The following is a 22047-nucleotide window of genomic DNA, read 5'->3' on the forward strand; positions in this document are numbered from 1 at the left end:
AGGATCTGCTAAAACAGATCCCTTTTTAAATGTTTACATCATTAAGCCGAATGAGCTAATTCACTTGCTTTTAATTGTTTAGCAACATTTATCAAAAGCTGTTCAGTTTTATCCCACCCCAAACAACCATCCGTTACCGACTGACCATAAGTCATTTCACAAGAAATCTTCTGGTTACCATCAACTAAATGGCTTTCAATCATGACACCCTTTACTTGAGTTTTTAGACGTTCAGCAACGATTTGCTGTAAAACTTCAGGCTGACGTAAAGGATCTTTACCACTGTTACCATGACTACAGTCAATAACTAAGGCAGGTAGGTTTTGTTTGTGCTTTTCTCTAATTGCTTGAATTGAAGCCAAATCATAATTAGGACCATGATTGGCTCCACGTAAAATCAAATGTGGCAATGGATTTCCAGCACTCTGAATCACTGAAGGCAAACCTTGCTGATTCATACCTAAAAATTGATGCTCATTTTGTGCAGACTGAATAGCATCTAAAGCAATTTGAATTGAGCCATCCGTACCATTCTTGAAACCGATACTGTATGGCATATGACTTGAGATTTCACGGTGAATCTGAGACTCACTAGTACGAGCTCCAATTGCACCCCAAGCCAATAAATCATCAAAATAGCCTGTTGCCATTGGGCTTAAAATTTCGCTCGCAATCGGCAAGCCTTTTTCAATAATTTGTAAATATAGCTCACGCGATTTTTCTAAACCTAATTGTAGATTAGATGAACCATTAAGGTTTGGGTCATACATAAACCCTTTCCAACCTACTGTTGTACGTGGCTTTTCAATATAAGCACGCATCACAATGAAGATTTGATCTTTTACTTTTTCTTGTAATTTTTGCAATCTATCTGCGTATTCAAGTACAGCAACTGGGTCATGAATTGAACATGGTCCTGTAATAACCATTAAGCGCTGATCTTTGCCAGCAAGAATATTTTGAATAATTTGACGATGTTCTGCAATTTGTCGTGCGAAGGTCTGCACAAGCGGGTATTTAGCTTTTAACTGAACAGGTAAACTAACTGGTGTTTCTTTTGTATTGCTTTGAGTTAGTAAAGTATTTAAGGCATTCATTGGTCTTTTCCTTTGGACTGAAACCTAATCAGTCCGATCATTTATTTGAGCGTTTTGGATCTATTCGTTGGCAAAGGTAGGCAAAAGTAAAACCAATAAAAGTTGCTAAAGTATGAATAAGTCATGTTGTTCATTTTGAAGTCCTCGATTTGAAAAAGATAAAGCATAAAAAAACCTGATCGGGGTTGCCGATCAGGTATTAACTGTGATGGGCAACTCTCGTGCCCGAATACGCTCAGGCAACTATCTAAATTGCCAGAAATAAAAGTAAGCGTTAGAATTCACAGATTGATTTAACATCTTTATCTCAAATATTAAAAAATGTTCCTTAAATCTAAAATACGCATTGTTGATGACTTTGACAAGTATTTTTTGCGAAAAAATCTCTTATTTTTTCACTTAAAATTTAAATAATCACTCTCAGAATTAACGGATTAATCCTTGAGGCTGTAAAATAATTAAACCTGCTCCGCAAAGCACGATTAAACCACCTAAGATATCCCATCTGGTTAAAACGACTTGATCTACAAAACGAAGCCACATAAGCGCAGTAAAAATATAAATACCGCCATAGGCTGCATAAATCCGTCCAGAAGCTGCCGGATGTAATGTCAGCAACCAGACAAACACGGCCAAACTCAGTGCTGTAGGTAACCATAGCCACGCAGACTTCCCTTCTTTTAAAATAAGATAAGGAAAGTAACAACCCAAAATCTCAGCGATTGCAGTAATAATAAATAACCCGAACACACTAAATATTCGGGTTATAGAAAGACTATCAATTAACATAAATTAAGCTGGTTCTGCCGTATGGTGATCTTCAAACACTTCAAGTTTTAGACCCACTGCTTTACCATCTTCTTTCTTCACTGATACCGCCACATTACCGCCATGATCTGCAAGTTCACCAAACAAAATCATTTCAGCTAATGGTTTCTTCAAGTGTTCTTGAATGAGACGTTGCATTGGGCGAGCACCCATTAAGCGATCATAACCATTTGTCGCTAACCAGTCGCGTGCACTTTGATCGACATCTAGAACTACGCGTTTTTCATCTAGCTGCGCTTGCAATTCTGTCAAGAACTTATCAACTACAGATTCAATCACTGTGGTTGGTAAAGCTTTGAATTGAATAACACCATCTAGACGGTTACGGAATTCAGGTGAGAATGCACGTTTCATGGCTTCTTGGTTGTCCGAACTATGGTCTTGCTCTGTAAATCCAATGCTTGCACGAGAAATACTTTCGGCACCAATGTTCGTCGTCAACACAATAATGACATTTCTAAAGTCTGACTTACGGCCATTATTGTCTGTTAATGCACCATGATCCATGATTTGTAATAACAGGTTAAATACATCAGGATGTGCTTTCTCAATTTCATCTAGTAACAATACACAGTGCGGATTTTTATGAATCGCATCTGTGAGTAAGCCACCTTGGTCATAACCTACATAGCCTGGAGGAGCACCAATTAAACGAGAAACAGCATGACGTTCCATATACTCAGACATATCGAAACGAACAAGCTCTACACCTAAAAGTTTTGCTAATTGCTTCGTAACCTCAGTTTTACCTACACCGGTAGGACCAGCAAACACAAAGCTACCAACAGGTTTATCCGGTGATTTCAAACCAGCACGTGACAACTTGATTGCAGAAGCTAGTGCAGTAATTGCTTCATCTTGACCAAATACAACACGTTTTAGGTCACGCTCAAGATTTTCAAGTACAGATTTATCATCTTTAGATACAGTTTTAGGCGGAATACGCGCAATCTTAGAAACGATATCTTCGATGTTCTCTACAGTAATTAAGCTGTCTTCACTTTCTGCTTTTAGACGGCGCTGTGCACCTGCTTCATCAATGACATCAATCGCTTTATCTGGCAAGAAACGATCATTAATAAATTTCGCAGAAAGCTCAACCGCAGAAACCAAAGCTTTGTCGTCATACTGTACATGGTGGAAATCTTCAAACTTCGTTTTCAAGCCACGTAAAATATCAATAGTTTCAGAAATGCTCGGTTCATTTACGTCAATTTTTTGGAAACGACGAGATAACGCATGATCCTTTTCAAATACCTGACGATATTCTTGGAACGTTGTTGATCCAATGCAGCGTAAAGTACCATTTGCTAAAGCTGGTTTGATGAGATTCGAAGCATCCATCGTACTGCCCATACTTGAGCCTGCACCAATGATCATATGAATTTCATCAATGAATAAAATCGCATTCGGATTTTTCTTCAAAGCATTTAACAATTGTTTTAAACGTTTTTCAAAGTCACCACGATATTTTGTACCCGCAACCAATGCACCAATATCAAGGCTGTAAATTTCTGCATGGCTTAGCGGTTTTGGTGCTTTACCATTTACAATGAGCCAAGCAAGGCCTTCTGCAATTGAAGTTTTACCTACACCTGGGTCGCCTACTAACAATGGATTGTTTTTACGACGACGGCAAAGAATTTGTGCTGTACGCTCAATTTCTTTCTCACGACCAATGAGTGGATCAGTTTTACCTTTTTGCGCTTCAACATTTAAATTGAGCGTATAAAGTTCTAATGGTCCGGCATTGCCTGAATTGCTTTCACCCTCAATGTCTTCAACTTCTTCTTCAACCTGAACTTCGTCTTTACGTGTCCCATGAGACAAGTATTGAGTTAAAGTCAATCGATTAATTTGATGACGTTTAAGCAGATAAACAGCAAAAGAATCACGCTCTGAATACATTGCTACCAAAACATCCGCACCTTCAACAGTACGGTCACCACCACTCGATTGAACGTGGAAAATTGCACGTTGCAAAATGCGGTCGAAACTTTCTGTTGGATGTGGAGCTTGCTCGCTATTTTCGCCAAGCTTAGGAGTATGTTGTTCTACATATTCTTCTAATTCTTTACGTAAAGAAACAATATCAGCTCCGCATGCTTTTAATGCATTCACAGCCGAATCGTTATCGAGTAAGGCTAATAGTAAATGTTCAACTGTAAGAAACTCATGTCTCTTTTGACGAGCCATGCTAACAGCCAAACGTAATGATACTTCTAATTGACGACTGAGCATGTGACCCCCTTATGCTTTAGGCTCAATCTGGCAAAGTAATGGATGACCTTGCGATCGAGCGTAATTATTAACAAGGTTTGCCTTGGTTTCCGCGATGTCTCTTGGATATACCCCGGCAGTACCTTTACCTTCATAGTGTACTGTTAGCATTACTTGAGTTGCTTGGTCAAGATTCATTGCAAAGTATTGTTGTAAAATTTCAATTACAAAGTCCATTGGCGTGTAATCGTCATTCAATAATACTACTGCATATAAGGGAGGACGCTTGAGTTCGGGAGGTGCTGTTTGCACAACAACCTCTCCGTCATGATCTTCGTTTTGCGAATCACTTAAGCGTGGATTGAAGTGCCAATCGACATAGCCAGACTGCTGAAAAGAAGCCTTAATATCTTTTAAATTTGTTTGACGCTTATTTGTTCGCATATGATGTTACTATTGTGAATTTGCTTCAGCTTGAGGAATTTCTGCAACAAAAGCAGAAGGTGTTTCGACAGGTTTACCACGCTGCCAACTAAAACGTTTAATAACCGGTGTATCAGAACCGCCTGTTAGACGCACTTCAATAAATTGAGGTGTGAAGCCCTTAGGCATCGTCCAACGGCCAGTCAAACGCTCAAAATCAGTGAAGTTAAAGTTCTTATCTTCAAGTGGTACCACTAAAACTTCTGTATCTTTAATCAGTCTTATTTCAACTGAACCAGCAGCACGGCGTTTACTCGGGCTAACTTGTACCAGATCAAGCTGATATTCATAAGCATTTTCCGGTAACGGTTTAATCGCCAAATTTTGAATTGTTAAGCTTAAACCACCACGTTGTCTTAAAATTTCACGGTAGATGTTACTCATACCTTCTTGCTGCGTTTTATCAGCATTGGCTTGATTAAGTGCTTCAAACAAATCATTGGCATTTGTAACAGCAACATCACGCTCTTGTACAGCCGCATTCAAACTTTTGTTAACTGCATCTAATGCTGTTTTTTGTTTTTGCACTACCTCAACCAATTGCTCTGCATCTGCATCGTAACCAACAACAGTTAAACCTTGACGGTGCCCAATTGTATAGCCGAGCGCAAAACAACCACTCATTAAAATAGCGGCACCAATAAATAATGGTTTATTGGTGTTTAAAAATTTTTTCTTTTGCAACGAACTTTCTACAGAAGTCGTCTGTTCCGAGTTTTGCATCGTCATCTCAGTGTTTAAGATCAGAGTCAAGACACACATTTAAATCGAAATTTAAATGTGTGTGAAGCAAAAAAGAGTTTTTTATGGTAATAAACCAATCCCTTGTAAGCCTTCATCTTCATTAAAGCCAAACATAAGGTTCATATTTTGTACAGCTTGGCCAGATGCACCTTTTACAAGGTTATCTTGAGCCGCCAAAATAATGAGTTTATTTGGTTGTGGTTTATACAAAGCAATACGTAATTCATTTGCTCCGCGCACGCTGCGAGTTTCAGGTGAACTATTTGCAGGCATGACATCTACAAATTTTTCATTTGCATAAAAGTTTTCATACAAAGCTTGCAAGTCTGTTTGTTTACCTGCTTCTGTCAAGTCTACATAAATTGTACTTAACATACCGCGAATCATCGGTACTAGGTGCGGAACAAATAAAAGACCCTCAAAAACATCTTTCTTAGCTGCAATATTTTCCAAAGCCTCTACAATCTCTGGATGGTGGCGATGGCCTGCAACACCATAAGCTTTAAAGTTATCCGCATTTTCACTGTAAATCATGCCCAAACTTGCTTTACGACCAGCACCAGAAACACCAGATTTTGCATCAATAATAATATTCTTTGTTTCAATCAATGCTTGTGCTGATTTTAAAAGTGGAGCCAAGCCCAGTTGAACAGTCGTTGGGTAACAACCCGGATTACCAATGACTTGAGCTTGCTTAATTTTTTCACGATTTAACTCGGTTAAACCATAAACAGAATCTTTTAGTACATCTGGGCAAGCATGCTCCATACCATACCACTTTTCAAATTGCTCAAGATTCTGTAAACGAAAGTCAGCAGCTAAATCAATAACTTTGGTGCCTGCCGCAATCAAATCTTTCGCATGTTGCATCGCAACACCATGAGGAGTTGCAAAAAATACAACATCACATTCTTTTAATGCATCAATGTTTAAATCTGAAAATTGAAGATCTGTATGCCCACGTAAGTTTGGGAACATATCAGCAACTGGTTTGCCCGCTTCTGTACGTGAAGTCAGAACTCGAACCTGCGCTTTTGGATGTCGTAATAAAATACGTAATAGTTCAACGCCTGTATAACCAGTTCCACCAACAATTCCGACAGAAATCACGTGCATTACCTCAAATTTTGAATCTATACTTGCGGTAGTATGACAGGATGTCTAGGCTTACAAAACCATTTCATGCTTGGTAATTTTAATTTTTTTATTTTAAACGATAATTACATAGCACTTGCCGGCCTGTCAGTACCAAACAAATATCAGTAAATAAATACCAAATTTATTTTTGGAGAGCTAGGATGCTTGATCAATCAAAAGAAATAAAAGTGTGCACTTATCTCGGCCTCACCACTTTAATTTTAAGTGTAGCCCTTGTTGGGTGTGGTGGTGGTAGCAGTAGCGGAGGTTCATCTAACACGCCTAAACCGTCTGAACCCACTCCTGAAGTCATGACGGATATTACGCTTAAAACCCCTGTCGAAATGCGCAATGTTCAACTCAAGGTATATGATAATACCGACAATAGTATTTTGATTGATACCCAAGTTGCCAGTTTAACGAGTTACGATATTAAACTTCCAAGCACAAAACTAAATCGTCTTTATCGTGTTGAAGTCACGACCCAAGGCTCATCTCAAGTATTTGATCCAACCAAATCTGAATATCAAAATATTTCTGGTGTTTATCACGCTTTTATTACCCCAAGCTCGATAAGCAATAAAACACAATTGATCAGCCCAAGTTCAGAAGCAATTTATCAACGTGCTGTGATTCGTTCAGGTCAGTTGCCTAATGAGACAATTATCCCAACCCGTATTGAACAATTACATGTTGACTTAGCCTCTCAAGATGTCTACAGATCTCTTCTTAATGCGTTTAAAGATACCAATATTCCAAGTTTAAGTCCGGCAAGTACGCTTACAATTTTAAATTTATTGAAATACTCAACCACAAAGCCAAGTACTTATGTGGATAGTTATCTAAGCTTTGGTTATCTTCAATATTGGTCAAGCATCCATAATACGAATTCACCTTATCAAGATCTCACCCAAAGTCTCGCTACAGATTTAAAAGATGGATATTTAGACGGCAAAAAACTTATTGGGGACAAAACATCTTTTACCCCTATCTTCACCTCAGCCCCTGATAATATTGATCCAGCAAAAAACACACTTTTAGATATCGCAGCTAATCAAAAGGTAACACGTGATTATTTTGCCACTAATCTAAGAGCAGCCACCTTTAAACTAGCAGATTTGCAAGATCAATCCCATTTAGACCCAATAGGTTATGATCTACTGAACAAGAAACAATATTCGGGGATTATACCTGCTGGTAATACATCTGAATTTTTCCGTATAGATGGTGCGGGAGATTACCGACGTGCTGTTGGCTTTAGTGGTATTACAGCGACCTGCAATGGTTCGGCTTATCCGTGTAAACAAGGTTTAACTAGTATCAATATTTCTGACCCAAAACTACCAGCTACAGACTATTTAGTTGGTCACTATGAAGACAGTACAACAGGCTGCCAACTTAACTTCCGTGCTAATGGTCAAATTGAATTAATTAAAGGCTCTCAAAGCTATCGCTCTGCCTTAAGCGCAGATAGTACAGATAACTTACTGCAAACCGACGCTGCAAGTTATAGTTATTTACTTAACTCAAGTTCATCCGAACCTAACAATTCAACACAGCAATATAATTTTATACAGCTACATATTAAAGCGAACAAGATTGTTAGTGCTCAAGCAGGCCTTGATAGCCGCAAAGCACCAGATGTCTTACAAACAACACAATTAGAGTGTAGCTTTAGCTAAGTTGTAACATACCACCATGCAGGCAATGGATTACCTTTTAATTGTCTGCGATGCTGTATATAGTTAGGGTCGAACTTTGCAACTTCGGCCCAAAATGCAGGACTATGGTCGAAGTGTTTGGTGTGTGCTAGTTCATGAATGCAAACATAACGGGTAATTTGAGCAGGCATAAGAACCAGACCTGCATGCAGCATAATATTATGTTGACTACTGCAACTTCCCCAACGAGTTTTAGGACGCCGGATTGTACACTCTGCATAACTCAGTCGAGTTTTTTGGCTAAGTTCTGACAAAAGTGCTGGCAACTCTTGTTTTGCATAAGCAATAACAGCGTTTTGTAAAGCTTGATAGGGTTGTTGATCTTTAATAAATAAATAACTATTTTCCCAATCAAATTGAAAAATGCGATATTGCTTCTGCACAACAATTTGAAAAGGCTGTTCTCTATTAAAAAAAGAAATTTCTGAAGGAATTTCAAACGAAGTGGATTGAACGTGGTGCTGTTTATTCCACGTCTCGATTAACCATTGTTCAGACTGAGCTAAAAACTGCTGAATTTGTTTCTTACTACAAAATAACGGCACAGTAAGTCGTATAGACGCAGGCTCAACACGTAAGCGCAATTTTCTTGCCCTTACGTGACGAACAATTTTAATTTCTGGCATTTCCACAGACATTACTGTGCAGTACGCTCTTCAATACCATCATTTGTTGCAACAATTGCAATCGTTGCTGGATTTAACGCAAAAATACCGTTAGTCACAACCCCCGGAATATTATTAATTGTCTTTTCCAAATCAATTGCATTTAAGATGTTCAAATTAAATACATCTAAAATAACGTTTCCGTTATCTGTTACCACACCTTCACGATAAACCGGATCACCCCCTAAGCTTACCAATTTACGAGCTACAGCAGAACGCGCCATTGGAATCACTTCTACTGGTAATGGGAAATCACGACCAAGTTGATCAACCCATTTTGAATCATCAACGATACATACAAACTTTTTAGCAATTGAGGCTACAATTTTTTCACGAGTTAATGCTGCGCCGCCGCCTTTAATCATATGCATGTGACGATCAATCTCATCTGCACCATCAACATAAGCATCAAGGCTACCCACATGGTTCATATCAACCACTTCTATGCCTAATTTTTTAAGACGATCTGCTGTTGCTTGAGAACTTGCTACTGCTGCTTCTAATTGTAGTTCAGGCAATAAATCAATCAGGAAATTTACAGTACTTCCAGTTCCTACCCCCAAAATGCCACCTTTGGGTAAGTGTTTTAAAGCAGCTTTCGCAGCAGCTTGTTTCTTTTCATCTTGGGTTGCATATAGGCTCATTACATCACTCAACTATTTTTTGACATTTATGCGCCAATAAACGGCGCAAATGCACAAGGGTTTGCTACAATAATTTCCTATTTTAAACTGTTATAGGGAAGATGAACATGCTGTCTCGTGTGGTACGACAAATTTTACAAGCAACGGTTTATGATGTTGCAATTGAAACACCTCTCGAAGCAGCTCCACGAATTAGTCAAAAATTAAACAACACAATTCGTTTTAAGCGTGAAGATTTACAACCAGTTTTTTCTTTTAAATTACGCGGTGCCTATAACCGTATTAGCCAATTACCGAAAGAACAACTTGAACGTGGCGTCATTTGCGCATCTGCAGGCAACCATGCGCAAGGTGTAGCGTTGTCTGGTCAACGTTTAGGTATTCCTGCAATTATTGTTATGCCAAGTACTACCCCTGACATTAAAGTTCAGGCAGTGAAGCGTTTGGGTGGCCAAGTTGTATTGCATGGCGATAGTTTTGATATTGCAAACAAATACGCTCAGCAACGTGCCGAAGCTGAAGGATTAGTTTTTATTCCACCTTATGACGACGAGTTGGTTATTGCGGGCCAAGGCACAATTGCGAATGAAATTTTACGCCAATGGCGTGATGTAGAATATGTTTTTGTTGCTGTTGGTGGTGGTGGCTTAATTGCTGGTGTAGCAGCTTACTTAGGTGATGTTGCACCGCATGTCAAAGTCATCGGTGTTGAATATGAAGAGTCAGCTTGTTTAAAAGCAGCGCTAGAAGCAAATGAACGTGTAGTCCTACCCCACGTAGGCTTATTTGCTGATGGTACAGCAGTTGCTCAAATTGGTGCTTTACCTTTTGATATCGTTCGTCTACGCAAATCAGATAACTCTGGTCCAATTGTTGAACCAGACATTGTTACCGTAAATACAGATGAGATCTGTGCTGCAATTAAAGATACTTTTGATGAAAACCGCAGCATTGTTGAACCGTCAGGTGCGATGGCCCTAGCTGGTATCAAAAAATATGTTGCCGAGCATAAAATTAGCGGCAAAAACATGGTATCGATTGTTTGCGGCGCCAACATGAACTTTGACCGCTTACGTTACATTGCAGAGCGCACCGAATTGGGTGAACAACGTGAAGCCATTTATGCAGTTACTCTTTCTGAAGAAAAAGGCGCATTCTTAGGCTTCTGCCGTGCTCTACAGGGCCGTAACATTACCGAGTTTAACTACCGTGCAAATAATACAGAAGAAGCACAAGTATTTGTGGGTATTAGCTTAAAAGGTGGTGACACTGAACGTCATGAAATCTTAGAACAACTTAAACAGCAAAATTATGTTGTAGATGATTTATCTGATGATGAAGTTGCTAAATTGCACATTCGTTATTTGATTGGTGGCCATGCCAATCTGGATGACGAAAGATTGTTCCGTGTTGAGTTTCCGGAACGTCCGGGTGCATTACTCACCTTCTTAACTCGTTTAGGTCCAACCCACAATATTACGCTATTCCATTATCGTAACCACGGCGCTGCTGAAGGTCGTGTACTAGTTGGCTTACAAGCAACAGATGCTAAACAAAACCCAGATGGTTTAATTGAAACTCTTGAGCAAATTAGCTATCCATATGCAGAAATTACTGACAATGTGGGCTATAAACGTTTCTTGAAGTAACCTTTCATTTTGATAAAAAAGCTGGCAAATATGTCGGCTTTTTTATCATTTAAGCTTATTATTTTTTATATTTACATTGCTTCTCTTTATCTCAAAGAAAATATCATTAAAAATAAAGCCCTAACTAAGTATAAAAGGACAACTATGGCACAGTTCGCGGTCATCGGCTTGGGAAGTTTTGGGGCAACTGTTGCTCAGGAACTTACGAGATTAAACCATGATGTTATTGGTATTGATACAGTCAAAAAGAATGTTGAGAATCTTGCCGATGTTTTAACTCATGCTGTCATTGCTGATGCTACAGATGAACATGTATTGGATGAATTAAACATTCAAAATTGTGATGCAGTGGTTGTAGCAATTGGTGAAGATATTGAAGCCAGTATTTTATGTGTGCTGAATTTAAAAAATCTGGGCATTGATAAAATTTGGGTAAAAGCAAAAACCAAAGCACATCATACGATCTTATCTCATCTAAATATCAATAAAATCATTCATCCTGAAGAAGACATGGGGGTACGTGTTGCTCAAGCACTAAACTACCCAATGGTGAGCCGTTACATGTCTTTAGATGATGAGCACTATATTGTAAAAATTGATATTCCAGAGAAGTTAAACGGCATTAATTTGTACGGAATTATGCAGCAAGCCCCTCAAGTAAAAACGCTTCTTGTAAAAAGACAACAGCAGATTTTATTTGAAACCGAAGAGACTTTTACTTTACAAACGCATGATATTCTTATTTTAGAAGGTCATTTACAGCAGCTAAAAAAACTCTCAAATTGTTTCATATAAGAAAACGAACCAAAAAATATGTCTCTTAAGCCTAAACCGCATAAAACACTAAATTTAAGCCCACCTTCTCTGTTAGCACTGGGCTTTCTGGGCTTTATTGTCTTTGGCACATTATTGCTTAAACTTCCTATTGCCAATAACGGACATGTTAGTTGGATGGATGCTCTATTTACGGCGACCTCGGCAGTCACTATTACAGGTCTATCCGTTTTAAATATTCATGAATCTTTTACACTTTTCGGACAGGTCATTATTTTATTATTGATTCAGTCAGGTGGTTTAGGCTTCATGACTTTTGCCATTTTGGCAGCATTAAGCTTATCTCCTAAAGTTGGTCTTAAACAGCAAATGATGGCTCAAGATAGCCTTGGGCAGACTAGTCTTTCAAAGGTTACTTTTGTGGCAAAAGGTGTTGTTACTTACACACTTCTTTTTGAACTGATTGGAACAGTGATCTTAACTACCGCATTTACACCGATTTATGGCTTTGCTCGAGGACTGTATTATGCAGTTTTCTATAGCATCTCATCATTTAACAACGCAGGTTTTTCACTATTTAGCAACAGTTTAGTTAACTTCCAAAGCAACTACCTTATATGTATTACGATTAGTTTGCTCTATACATTAGGTGGACTGGGTTTTTTAGTCCTCATGGATATCAAACAAAATAAAAAATGGAAAAAACTCAGCCCAAATAGCAAACTCATCCTAACAACTATTGCGATTATTAATTTGGTTGCGTTTGTATTAATTTGGGTTTTGGAAGCACAAAATCCTCATACCTTAGGTCTGCTCAATGTAGGTGATCAAGCTTTAAATGCATGGTTTCAAGCGACTGTTCCACGTTCTTCAGGATTCAATACTATTGATACTGGAGCAATGACCAACAGTAGTTCTTTACTTATGATGCTACTCATGTTCATCGGTGGAGGTTCACTCAGTACTGCTGGAGGTATAAAAGTCGGCACCTTTGTCATATTAGTTTTAAGTGTACTTTCCTTTTTAAGACGTACCGATGAAATCAGGGTTTTCAATCACTCCGTTTCTCACGAAACTACTTATAAAGCGTTAGCTGTCACCGCAATTACCAGTATTCTCATATTTATCGGGTTCTTTATTCTTTTACTTTTAGAACCTAAAGCAGACTTTATGAACTTATTATTTGAAGTGGTTTCAGCAGCCTGTACGGTAGGCCTTTCTCGCGGTATCACGCCAGATTTACACAATGGTAGTTTATTTATTTTAAGCCTACTTATGTTTGCAGGCCGTTTAGGCCCCTTAACACTCGCCTATTTAATTGCTACTCCTAAAAAAAGCCGTCTCAAACACCCTCAAGCCAATATTCAAATTGGTTAATAAAAAAGCCGCTGTAAAAGCGGCATTTTTATAGGTCAAAGTTAGTACCAGTTCATGAGTGAAACACCCAAGCCGGCATAAGTTGCACGATGGTTATAGTCAATTAAGCTTTCACCATAACCATTAAATAATTGGAAGTGTCCGCGCAGCTTGCCACTAATCGGGAAAGCCCAGTCAAACTGAACAGCACCATGAGAATCATCACCACCTTTTAAAGAGTGACGTAGCATTAATGAGAAGTCATTTTGCTTCCACTTATAAAAAGCAGTTAAATCACCACGCCCCACATAATCTTCAATATCTGGATTGTTATCATCTTTGCTGTCTTCTTCAATGCGTATCCATGGACGAAGCATTAAAGCAAAGTTACCGCGTTCTAAACCCACATTAAAGATGACACGGTTCCAGCTACGAGATAAAGGATCTGAACGTCCATTTGATTGGTGATTTAAAGTTACCCCAAGCAAACGACCATCTAAGCCAAGCAACTCATAGTTTGTTCTAAACATTAAACTTGCTTCTGGCTCATAGTTCGTTTCACGGAATGGTCGAGACTCTTCAGCATTAAAGGTCTGCCAACGTGAAGATTGAGTATAACCTACCCACAAGTCACCATTGTTACCAAAAATATTTTCCCAAGCTTTCGTTTTCAAAGAAATCTGAAATTTACTTTCAGTTGATTTAAGATTCTGGGCTGTATGTTCTACATTATTAGGGTTTGGACTAGTAGGTAGCTCATTTTTATCGCTCGTCCAGAAAACTGGTAGCAAATAAACAGGTTGATAAGCACGAATATTCCAAACACCCAGTTTACTTTTTTCAGACAACTCCCAACGTTGATCTAGTAAAGACGTAGTAGGTTCAAGTATAGGTGCCTTACCAATTACTTTGATATTACTTACCTTATCTACAACCTTGTCTTTAAATGTTTCAGGTTGAACAACAGGTTTATCAATTTTTTTAACAGGCTCTGGTACTACTGCGGCTTGAACAACCGGTAAAGCCGATGGTTTAAACACAGAGTCGTAACAAGCTAGGCGATCAGCATTCGAAGCAAGAGCAACACATGCATCTACACTCGCAGGTTTTACAGGGGCTAAGGTGTCGGCATATGCCACCGACGCACATAAACAGCTAAGCAGGGTTCCCATACTTAGCTGTAAAGATGTGCGTTCAAATTGTCTGAACGCCATGTTCATCTCCAATTTTTATTTTAATTAACTTGTTTGATCGTAAAGCCCAGTTGTTGCAATTCATCACGTTTTGCAAAAGGTGCAACGACAGCTTTTACAGGTGTTTGTTCAATTAAATATTGACGCGCAACACGTTGTAAATCTTCTAAAGTGACATGCAATAATCTTTCACGTAATGTGCGACGGAAAGTCGGAGTTCTTGCATGCAACAATGCATAACACGCTGTTATTGCTTCACCTGCTGGTGAACCAGGTTTGTCCATACTTGCCACCAGACCAAGAATTGCTTCTTCAAGCTGATGAGGTTGTTGCTCTGTGTTTAACAACCATTGCACGCTCGCTTCAAAATCTTTAAAAGTCTCAGCTAAGCGTGGGTCACGGTAACTAAAGAAACGGAATGAACATGCATTTCCATCATAACTAGCACCACCACCATAAGCACCACCTTTTTCACGGATAGCACTGTGCAAGAAACCATTACGCAAGTAAGCTGCCAATACCATTAGAGGTGCCGCATCTGGATGAGATACTTCCACAGCTTGATATGCAGAGGCACAGAACTGAATATTGGTTTGAATTAACCAAGCTTCATGTTCATTATCATTTTCTTGCTCAACTTGGGTTAACTCAGCCGCTGCTGTATCAACGTTTAATTTATCCCAAACATTTTGTATTTCTTCAACTAAACGCTCTGACTGATGCTCTTCACATACGAGCAGGAACTGTTTAGGTGCTTGCAATAATTTTGTGTGAATATGCTTCAATTCAGTAATAAGCGCATCATAAGCAGCATCATCTTGGGTAATTTTAGTAACAAGCTCGCCTAACCAGTTCAACGCACCTAAACCTGTGTTTTGATAGTCGCGTTGAGCTAATGCACTCATGTTACGAGAAGCAATCTGCATTGCATAACTATGACCAGCACCAGATAAACGAGACTGCCAGCGTGTCTTACGTTGCTGCAATAACTCAATGATTCGCTCTTTTTCATCAAAACGAAGTTGTTCAAATGCTAATTTTAATAAATGAATCGCATCGAACTTCTGAGTTAAAGATTTAGTTGTTAAAGTTAACCAAGCACTAATTTTGTCTTTATCATCAACCTTACTGCGTAAAGAAGCGCCCATTCCTAAACCACCACTTACAGCTGTTTGTAAGTTCTGGAGTTCAAGATAGTCGTACTCACCTGCACCAACTTCACCCATTAAAATAGAGAGCAAATTGAAGTAAGGTGATTTCACCACATCATCAGGAATCTGAATGAGGACTTGTTGATAGTAAATACCATTGGTTCCGGCATGATACAAATTCAACGGCGTATCCATTCGATTACAGATAATTTCACGCAATTGACCTTGTACAATATGCAAGTCAGCCGGTACGTCTTCTAGACCTACTTTTGGCAACAGTTCAAGATTATCTGGTGTATCTTGACGTTCTTGCAATGCCTTGGTTTTAGCGATGATCTCTGCTTTATCTTCTTCAGTTAGCTTTTCACCAATTGCAGCTAAACGTGCTTTTTCAGCTTCTTGCTCTTTCGCTGACTTGGTTGCATCCGGTACTAAAGTCATTTGCACGCGGTGCGGATTATCTAATAAATGCGTTTGAATCAGGTTAGATAACCACATTGGGTCTTGGAGTTCTTCTTTGACCTGAGCAATGGCACTATCAACATCCCAAATTTGAATCGGATCGTTATGGTGAATCACACCACTTAACCCATTTAAAATTAAGCTTAAGCCATATGGTGTACCATCACCATTAATTTCACGTTGGTGTAACTCGATTTGATGCAAAATTGCATCAACTAACGATGAGTCAATTGGTTTTGCAGCTACTTCACGTAAAACGTTTAAAACGCCATCTCTAAAGCTCTCTGCATGCTCTGGATTTGAACCTTGAACACCACAATAGAACGTCATTTCAAAGTTACTATCATCTACACCCATTAAAGGACCAGTCGACTGAGCATAGCCACAAGTTTCTAAATAATGACGAAGTGGTGAAGCTGAGTTTTCGAGTAAAACGCCTTCTACTAATCGCATACCCAGACGAAGTTTAATGTCACTTGCCTGAGGTAATAACCACGACAATACATGGTAAGTTTTGTCCTTTAACTCATCGCCATCAACAGCATAAGTTTCAGTGACTTCAACAGGTGCCGTTAAGCGTTTTTCTGGTTTCGAATATAAAGTTGTACCAGCAGTGAACTTATGTAGAGCCAGTTTTTCAAATTGCTCTTGTAATTCATAGGCGGTTTGGTTACCAAAAGTCATAAATACCGCATTACTCGGATGATAATGGGTTTTATAAAATTCAACTAACTGTTCATACGTTAAGTCAGGAATGTCTTTTGGATCGCCGCCTGAGTTGTAGTGATAAGTGGTTTCAGGGAATAGATGATGAGCCAGCTGATGATAAAGCTGATCAGACGGCGCACTCATTGCACCTTTCATTTCATTGAAGACTACGCCTTTATATACAGGCTGACCATTTTCAAGTTCAATACGGATACCTTCCTGAGCAAAATCCAGAGGATTCAAATTTGCCGAGAAAGCAGCATCAAGATAAACAGATAATAAGTTTTGGAAATCTTTCTTATTTTGAGTTGCAAATGGATATGCAGTCCAATCTGCTGCTGTAAACGCGTTCATAAAAGTATTTAATGAACGGCGAATCATTAAGAAGAATGGATCACGAACAGGAAACTTTTCAGAGCCACATAAAGCGGTATGCTCTAAAATATGTGCAGTTCCTTTAGAGTCCATAGGTTGTGTTCTGAACGCAACAAGAAATACATTTTCATCATAATCAGTTGCCAAGTGATAATGCACCGCACCTGTGACTTTATGCTTATATTCAGACACTAAAATATCTAATGCTTCAACATGGTGCTGACGTAGCAACTGAAACGCAGGGTGAACAGTTTGAGAAATGGTTTCAGTGACATCTACAGTCATGTGATCTCCTAACATATCGGATAAGTGAATAAGTCTCATTATAGCCTGAGTCGGCTTGAGAATGGCGAATAAAAGCCAAGCAAAACACTATGTTTTTGTTAAGTATTAGTTTTCATAGCCATAGCTTTAATATCAAGCACATAGCCCGCATCGTTGTATCCTATCAGAACAAAACCTTTTAATACTATCTATATCCTACACGACAAATAAAAAAGCTCATCGAAATGATGAGCTTTTTAGAGTTTTTTTAATTAAAAACGATAGCGAAGTGCAACTTGAGCATTTAAAGGGTCGCCCATCATGTTCGAATCATTTGCTCCACTATGACCTGACACAAAATAATCGCGATCAAACAAGTTATTTAAGTTTAAGTTCACATCATAACGTTCACTTTGATAACCTAACGCCGCATTTACAACTGCATATCCCGGTAAAACGTTTTTGTTGTCTGGCGCACTAAAACGTGATGATTCACCACGACCACCCACAGCTGCATACCAATGATCATTAATTTGATATTTTAACCATAAGTTAGCAGTATTGTTTGGCGTGAGCGCAGAATGATTGCCTGTAAATCCGATAGTCGATTTTTCAATCTTACCATCCATATACGAATAACCTGCCAATACTGACAATTGATCGGTCAATTGACCTGTTAATGAAAGCTCAACACCTTTGGTTTTTTGCTCACCTGCCAACAATGCTTGATTTGGGTTTGCTGGATCTTGGTTTTGAATATTAGTTTGGCTCATCTCAAACAAAGCCAAGGTTACATTCAACTGATCATTTACATCCCACTTTGCACCAATTTCATAGTTTTCAGTTTTTGTGGGCCTTAAGTCATCACTATTTTTATAAAAAACAAATGAATCAGCCAAAGGTTGGAAAGAGCGGTTATAAGAAGTGTAAAGTGAGATATTATTTACTGGCTGGTAGACCACTCCAATTCGTGGAGAATAAGTATTGTCAGTACGGTTTAAATCTAAATTCGTACTCGTTTTATCATCACGATCTTGCGATAGATTGTCATAACGTAAACCTACTAAAACTTTAAGCTGATCTGTCACTGTCATTAGGTCTTGTAGATACACGCCGTAGTTTTCAAAAGTATTGCTATTGTTATTACGTGCAGTTGTAGTTCCTGTATTAATAGGTGCCCAATACTCTAATTTAGGGTTATATAAATCAGTGGTTGTTTTAGCACCTTGCCAAAGTATCTCATCTTTATGCTGCTTGCTATATTCAGCACCAATTAAGATATTGTGCTTTAAAAACCCTGTATTAAATAAAGCGCTCAACTCTTGTTGAACATACACACCATCTTCATTACGTAAGCGTTTATTCTGGGTTAAAGTAATTTTTGACTTATCAGCAGCTGGATGTGAATCTACACTATATTGACGATCAAGTGAGTAGTTATAGTGGCGAACTGCGCCATGATATTTAAAATTATCATTAAACTCATGGTCTAAGCTGATAGTTTGGCTTGAGATTTCAGTGTCAACATCCCCAACCTCTTTACCATTTAAAGCGCCATAAAAAGTTTTAGGATTTGTTTTAACAGGTTTACCTGTAATCGGGTCTGTCGGGAAACCTTGATCTGCCAAACGGTTATCATGTAAATAGTCAGCCTGAAGTAAAAGTTTGGTTTTATCAGTAATATCCCACTGTACAGATGGAGCAACCGCTTGACGTTTTAAAAAAGCCTGATCACGGTAACCATCTGAGTCTTCAACTGCACCAGTTAAGCGAACTTTAACATTCTCTGCGACTTTTTCATTTACATCGACTTCTGCGCGGCGTTGTCCTGTTGTACTACCAATCAGGCTCACTTCACGCAAAGATTGATCCATTGGTTTTTTATTAATCTTGTTAACTAAACCACCTGCTGAACCACGTCCATATAATACCGAAGCAGGTCCTTTTAAAACTTCGATCCGCTCTACATTCGACATATCGCGAAAATACAATGCGTCATCGCGAATACCATCTACATAGTTATCGGTGATTGCAGAGAAACCACGAATCATGACCTGATCACGTTGTCCATCTCCTACACTAAAGCTTAAACCTGCCACGTTTTGCAAGGCACCTTGCATAGAGGTAACTGTCTGTTCTCTTAAAACTTGTTTGGGTACAACGTTTACAATTTGAGGGACATCTTTTAATTGCATAAGTCCTTTAGTTGCACTTGATGCTTGCCCCACTTCTTGTTTTAAACTGATTTCCTTATCAGCTTTAACTGAAATTGTTGGAAGGTTGGTTACTGCCTGTTGATCTGCTTCCAGAGCATATACATGGCTTGTCATAACCCCAACTGATGAAATAAATAAAACTGAACGCTTCATATAAGTTCGCTACGAAAAATTTCAGGCGAAGTTTCAATGAAAAAGTATAGATTTGTAAATATTAGCAAGAATCATTATTAATTGATAATATTTATTAAAAAGATTATTTCAATTGCTTAGGCAAAAAATAAAACTCTGCTAGCCGCTGAATAACCTGAATTTTATTCAACAAACTACAGCAAATGTGAGCAATGGTGTAAACTTATCGATCTGATTTTTTATTCTGTGACAACACATATGGCAACTGTAGATCTTTTTGCAATTGGTAATGCATTAATCGACCAAGAATTTAAAGTGTCTGATGATTTTCTTAGTCAACAAGGCTTACAAAAAGGCACCATGCAGTTGTCTGACGGTGAAACACAATCTGCCCTTTATGAAAAATTAAAACAAACTCAAGATTACAAAGGTCAAGCAAGTGGCGGTTCTGCTGCAAATACAACTGTGGCATTTAGTGCATTAGGTGGTAGCGCATTTTATGGTTGCCGCGTTGGTCATGATGAATTAGGTGGAATTTACCTGCAAGGGCTTAATGATGCAGGCATCCAGACTACACCAAAGTCCATCAGTGAAGGTGTGACCGGTACCTGTATGGTCCTGATTAGCCCAGATTCTGAGCGTACTATGCATACCTATTTAGGTATTACCGCTGAGCTCTCTCAAGACCAAATCGATTTTGAACCATTAAAAACAGCAAAATGGCTTTATATTGAAGGCTATCTTTCTACAAGTGAAACAGCACGTAAAGCGGTAAAACAAGCTAGAGAAATTGCAAAAGCTCACGGCGTTAAAATTGCCCTATCTTTATCAGATCCTGCAATGGTTCAATACGCTCGTGAAGGCCTAGAAGAGCTTATGGATGATGGTGTGGATTTATTGTTCTGTAATGAACAAGAAGCCTTAATGTATACCAATACCACTACTGTTGAAGATGCACTTACTCAATTACGTTTTAAAAACCATACTGTTGTGATTACACAAAGCGCAAAAGGTGCTCTAGTTGCAAATCCAACTCACCATTTTCACGTCGCAGGCCGTCATGTTGAAGCTGTAGATACAAATGGTGCGGGTGATGCCTTTGCAGGTGCCTTCCTCTACGCATTAAACCATCATGAAGATTTAACTGCTGCTGCACAGTTAGCCATCTTAATTTCAAGTGAAGTTGTGTCTCAATTTGGTCCTCGTTTAGCCATTAATGACTATGCTAAACTTCTCGTAAATTTTCAGAAGGAATGTGCTTGAAATGGAAAGGATCTGTATGACGGAAGAAGTTCCTGAGCGTGAAGCTAGAGCTTTTGACACTTTACAAGGAACTACTATTTTCATTACACAGCGTGATGGCTCTTTCTACGCCTATCAGAATTTATGCCCACATTTGCAAACCGAACTTGAATATCTAGAAAACCAATTTCTAGATCAAGACCAAGAATATATCCAATGCTCAACCCACGGTGCTTTATTTAACGTGGAGACTGGTGAATGTATTTCAGGTCCTTGTTTAGGTGAGTTTCTAAATAAAGTTGAGATTAAGGTGCATTCAGATGGCGGTATTTATATCGTAGACTGAGATCATCAACATTAGAGTTTCTACCATGGCTGATTTCTTTTTTAATTATTATCTTATGCCATTTCATTTAAGTGTGGTGGCTTTGATATTGCTCAGCGTGGTAGAAACTATTGGTATGTATGTTGGTTTACGACCAAGCCAGCTATTAAAAAAAATTGCGCCAGTTTGGCTTACCAATTCCCCTTTGCTCAATGTTAAATTTTCTAAAGCTCTAATTTTTGTTTTTTTACTCATCAATTTCAGTTTTGCCGGTTATTTTTTACAGCTTTCTTTCTTTGCTATACAGCATTACTTTATCACGCCGTTTTACTTAATCATCCCTGCACTGGTCATCGCGATTTTCTTTACCGTATTTATGATTCACTGCCTTGATCAAGTCATTAAACCCAAGCTTACACATACCAACTATAACCTTTTAGGGCGTCTAGCAACTATTTCCAGTGGTAGTGCAAGACCTGGTTTTTCAGCACAAGCTCGTGTACGTGATGAGTTTGGACAACTGCACTATGTCCAGGTTGAACCTGAGTATGGTGAGTTAGAACTATATTCACAAGTCATTCTTATCAAAGTGCATAAAAGCCATTATGTTGCCAAGAAAATTTCTGTTTCGAATGACCTTTTCGCGCCTGATTAATTATTA

18 protein-coding genes are annotated in these 22047 nt (G+C 38.7%); 7 read left to right on the forward strand and 11 right to left on the reverse strand.

Annotation, left to right across the window (positions count from 1 at the left end):
• Positions 1–41 precede the first annotated feature (41 nt).
• The 6 genes from R5R67_RS04640 to argC form a co-directional block, all read right to left on the reverse strand.
• Positions 42–1097: a 3-deoxy-7-phosphoheptulonate synthase gene (locus R5R67_RS04640; protein WP_009518395.1), complete on the reverse strand. Its 1056-nt coding sequence runs from the start codon at positions 1095–1097 to the stop codon at positions 42–44.
• Positions 1098–1523: 426 nt separating this feature from the next.
• Complete coding sequence (locus R5R67_RS04645) at positions 1524–1886, reverse strand: YnfA family protein (protein ID WP_002040450.1); 363 nt, start codon at positions 1884–1886, stop codon at positions 1524–1526.
• A gap of 3 nt (positions 1887–1889) precedes the next feature.
• On the reverse strand, positions 1890–4166 hold the full coding sequence (clpA, locus tag R5R67_RS04650) for an ATP-dependent Clp protease ATP-binding subunit ClpA (RefSeq protein WP_000952702.1): 2277 nt from the start codon (positions 4164–4166) through the stop codon (positions 1890–1892).
• Positions 4167–4175: 9 nt separating this feature from the next.
• Positions 4176–4589 (reverse strand): ATP-dependent Clp protease adapter ClpS, encoded by a 414-nt coding sequence (gene clpS, locus R5R67_RS04655; RefSeq protein ID WP_001260033.1) that lies wholly within the window; start codon positions 4587–4589, stop codon positions 4176–4178.
• Between the two features lie 9 nt (positions 4590–4598).
• A complete protein-coding gene (locus R5R67_RS04660; RefSeq protein WP_085940527.1) occupies positions 4599–5357 on the reverse strand; it encodes a DUF6776 family protein in 759 nt (252 codons plus the stop codon).
• 75 nt (positions 5358–5432) lie between these two features.
• Positions 5433–6488 carry an N-acetyl-gamma-glutamyl-phosphate reductase gene (gene argC, locus R5R67_RS04665; RefSeq protein ID WP_000558172.1) on the reverse strand — a complete coding sequence of 352 codons (1056 nt, stop codon included), beginning with the start codon at positions 6486–6488 and terminating at the stop codon, positions 5433–5435.
• A 182-nt stretch (positions 6489–6670) separates the two neighbouring features.
• On the opposite strand from argC, the gene R5R67_RS04670 reads away from it, so the two are divergent.
• A complete protein-coding gene (locus R5R67_RS04670) occupies positions 6671–8191 on the forward strand; it encodes a hypothetical protein (RefSeq protein WP_000886876.1) in 1521 nt (506 codons plus the stop codon).
• Here R5R67_RS04670 and R5R67_RS04675 read toward each other — a convergent pair.
• The gene (locus tag R5R67_RS04675; RefSeq protein WP_000110131.1) at positions 8188–8868 is read right to left on the reverse strand and encodes a SprT family zinc-dependent metalloprotease; all 681 of its coding nucleotides are present in this window, start codon (positions 8866–8868) and stop codon (positions 8188–8190) included. The two genes, R5R67_RS04670 and R5R67_RS04675, sit on opposite strands and share 4 nt — an antisense overlap.
• On the reverse strand, positions 8868–9539 hold the full coding sequence (gene rpiA, locus R5R67_RS04680) for a ribose-5-phosphate isomerase RpiA (RefSeq protein WP_000061059.1): 672 nt from the start codon (positions 9537–9539) through the stop codon (positions 8868–8870). The genes R5R67_RS04675 and rpiA overlap by 1 nt, the downstream gene beginning before the upstream one ends.
• 101 nt (positions 9540–9640) lie before the next feature.
• Here rpiA and ilvA point away from each other — a divergent pair, with 101 nt between their 5' ends.
• From ilvA to R5R67_RS04695, 3 genes are all read left to right on the forward strand, one after another.
• Positions 9641–11188, forward strand: coding sequence for a threonine ammonia-lyase, biosynthetic (ilvA, locus tag R5R67_RS04685; protein WP_001983729.1), 1548 nt, complete (start codon positions 9641–9643; stop codon positions 11186–11188).
• A gap of 144 nt (positions 11189–11332) precedes the next feature.
• Entirely contained in the window at positions 11333–11983 is a 651-nt protein-coding gene (locus tag R5R67_RS04690; protein ID WP_001983728.1) for a potassium channel family protein, read from the forward strand.
• An 18-nt stretch (positions 11984–12001) separates the two neighbouring features.
• Entirely contained in the window at positions 12002–13339 is a 1338-nt protein-coding gene (locus tag R5R67_RS04695; protein ID WP_000053917.1) for a TrkH family potassium uptake protein, read from the forward strand.
• 41 nt (positions 13340–13380) lie between these two features.
• Here R5R67_RS04695 and R5R67_RS04700 read toward each other — a convergent pair whose 3' ends face one another.
• From R5R67_RS04700 to R5R67_RS04710, 3 genes are all read right to left on the reverse strand, one after another.
• Positions 13381–14532: a phospholipase A gene (locus R5R67_RS04700; protein ID WP_000885661.1), complete on the reverse strand. Its 1152-nt coding sequence runs from the start codon at positions 14530–14532 to the stop codon at positions 13381–13383.
• Positions 14533–14552: 20 nt separating this feature from the next.
• Positions 14553–17492 (reverse strand): insulinase family protein, encoded by a 2940-nt coding sequence (locus R5R67_RS04705; protein ID WP_000215285.1) that lies wholly within the window; start codon positions 17490–17492, stop codon positions 14553–14555.
• 251 nt (positions 17493–17743) lie between these two features.
• Positions 17744–19840, reverse strand: coding sequence for a TonB-dependent receptor (locus R5R67_RS04710; protein ID WP_000831237.1), 2097 nt, complete (start codon positions 19838–19840; stop codon positions 17744–17746).
• A 237-nt stretch (positions 19841–20077) separates the two neighbouring features.
• On the opposite strand from R5R67_RS04710, the gene R5R67_RS04715 reads away from it, so the two are divergent.
• From R5R67_RS04715 to R5R67_RS04725, 3 genes are read left to right on the forward strand one after another with little or no spacing between them, the layout of a single operon-like run.
• The gene (locus R5R67_RS04715) at positions 20078–21082 is read left to right on the forward strand and encodes an adenosine kinase (RefSeq protein WP_000246667.1); all 1005 of its coding nucleotides are present in this window, start codon (positions 20078–20080) and stop codon (positions 21080–21082) included.
• Between the two features lie 16 nt (positions 21083–21098).
• Entirely contained in the window at positions 21099–21407 is a 309-nt protein-coding gene (locus R5R67_RS04720) for a Rieske (2Fe-2S) protein (RefSeq protein WP_000134203.1), read from the forward strand.
• A gap of 25 nt (positions 21408–21432) precedes the next feature.
• Positions 21433–22041 (forward strand): OB-fold-containig protein, encoded by a 609-nt coding sequence (locus R5R67_RS04725; RefSeq protein WP_000753036.1) that lies wholly within the window; start codon positions 21433–21435, stop codon positions 22039–22041.
• The last annotated feature ends 6 nt before the right edge of the window (positions 22042–22047 follow it).

Source organism: Acinetobacter sp. OYA S30, from assembly GCF_033599315.1.
In the GTDB taxonomy this organism is placed as follows: Bacteria; Pseudomonadota; Gammaproteobacteria; order Pseudomonadales; family Moraxellaceae; genus Acinetobacter; species Acinetobacter baumannii.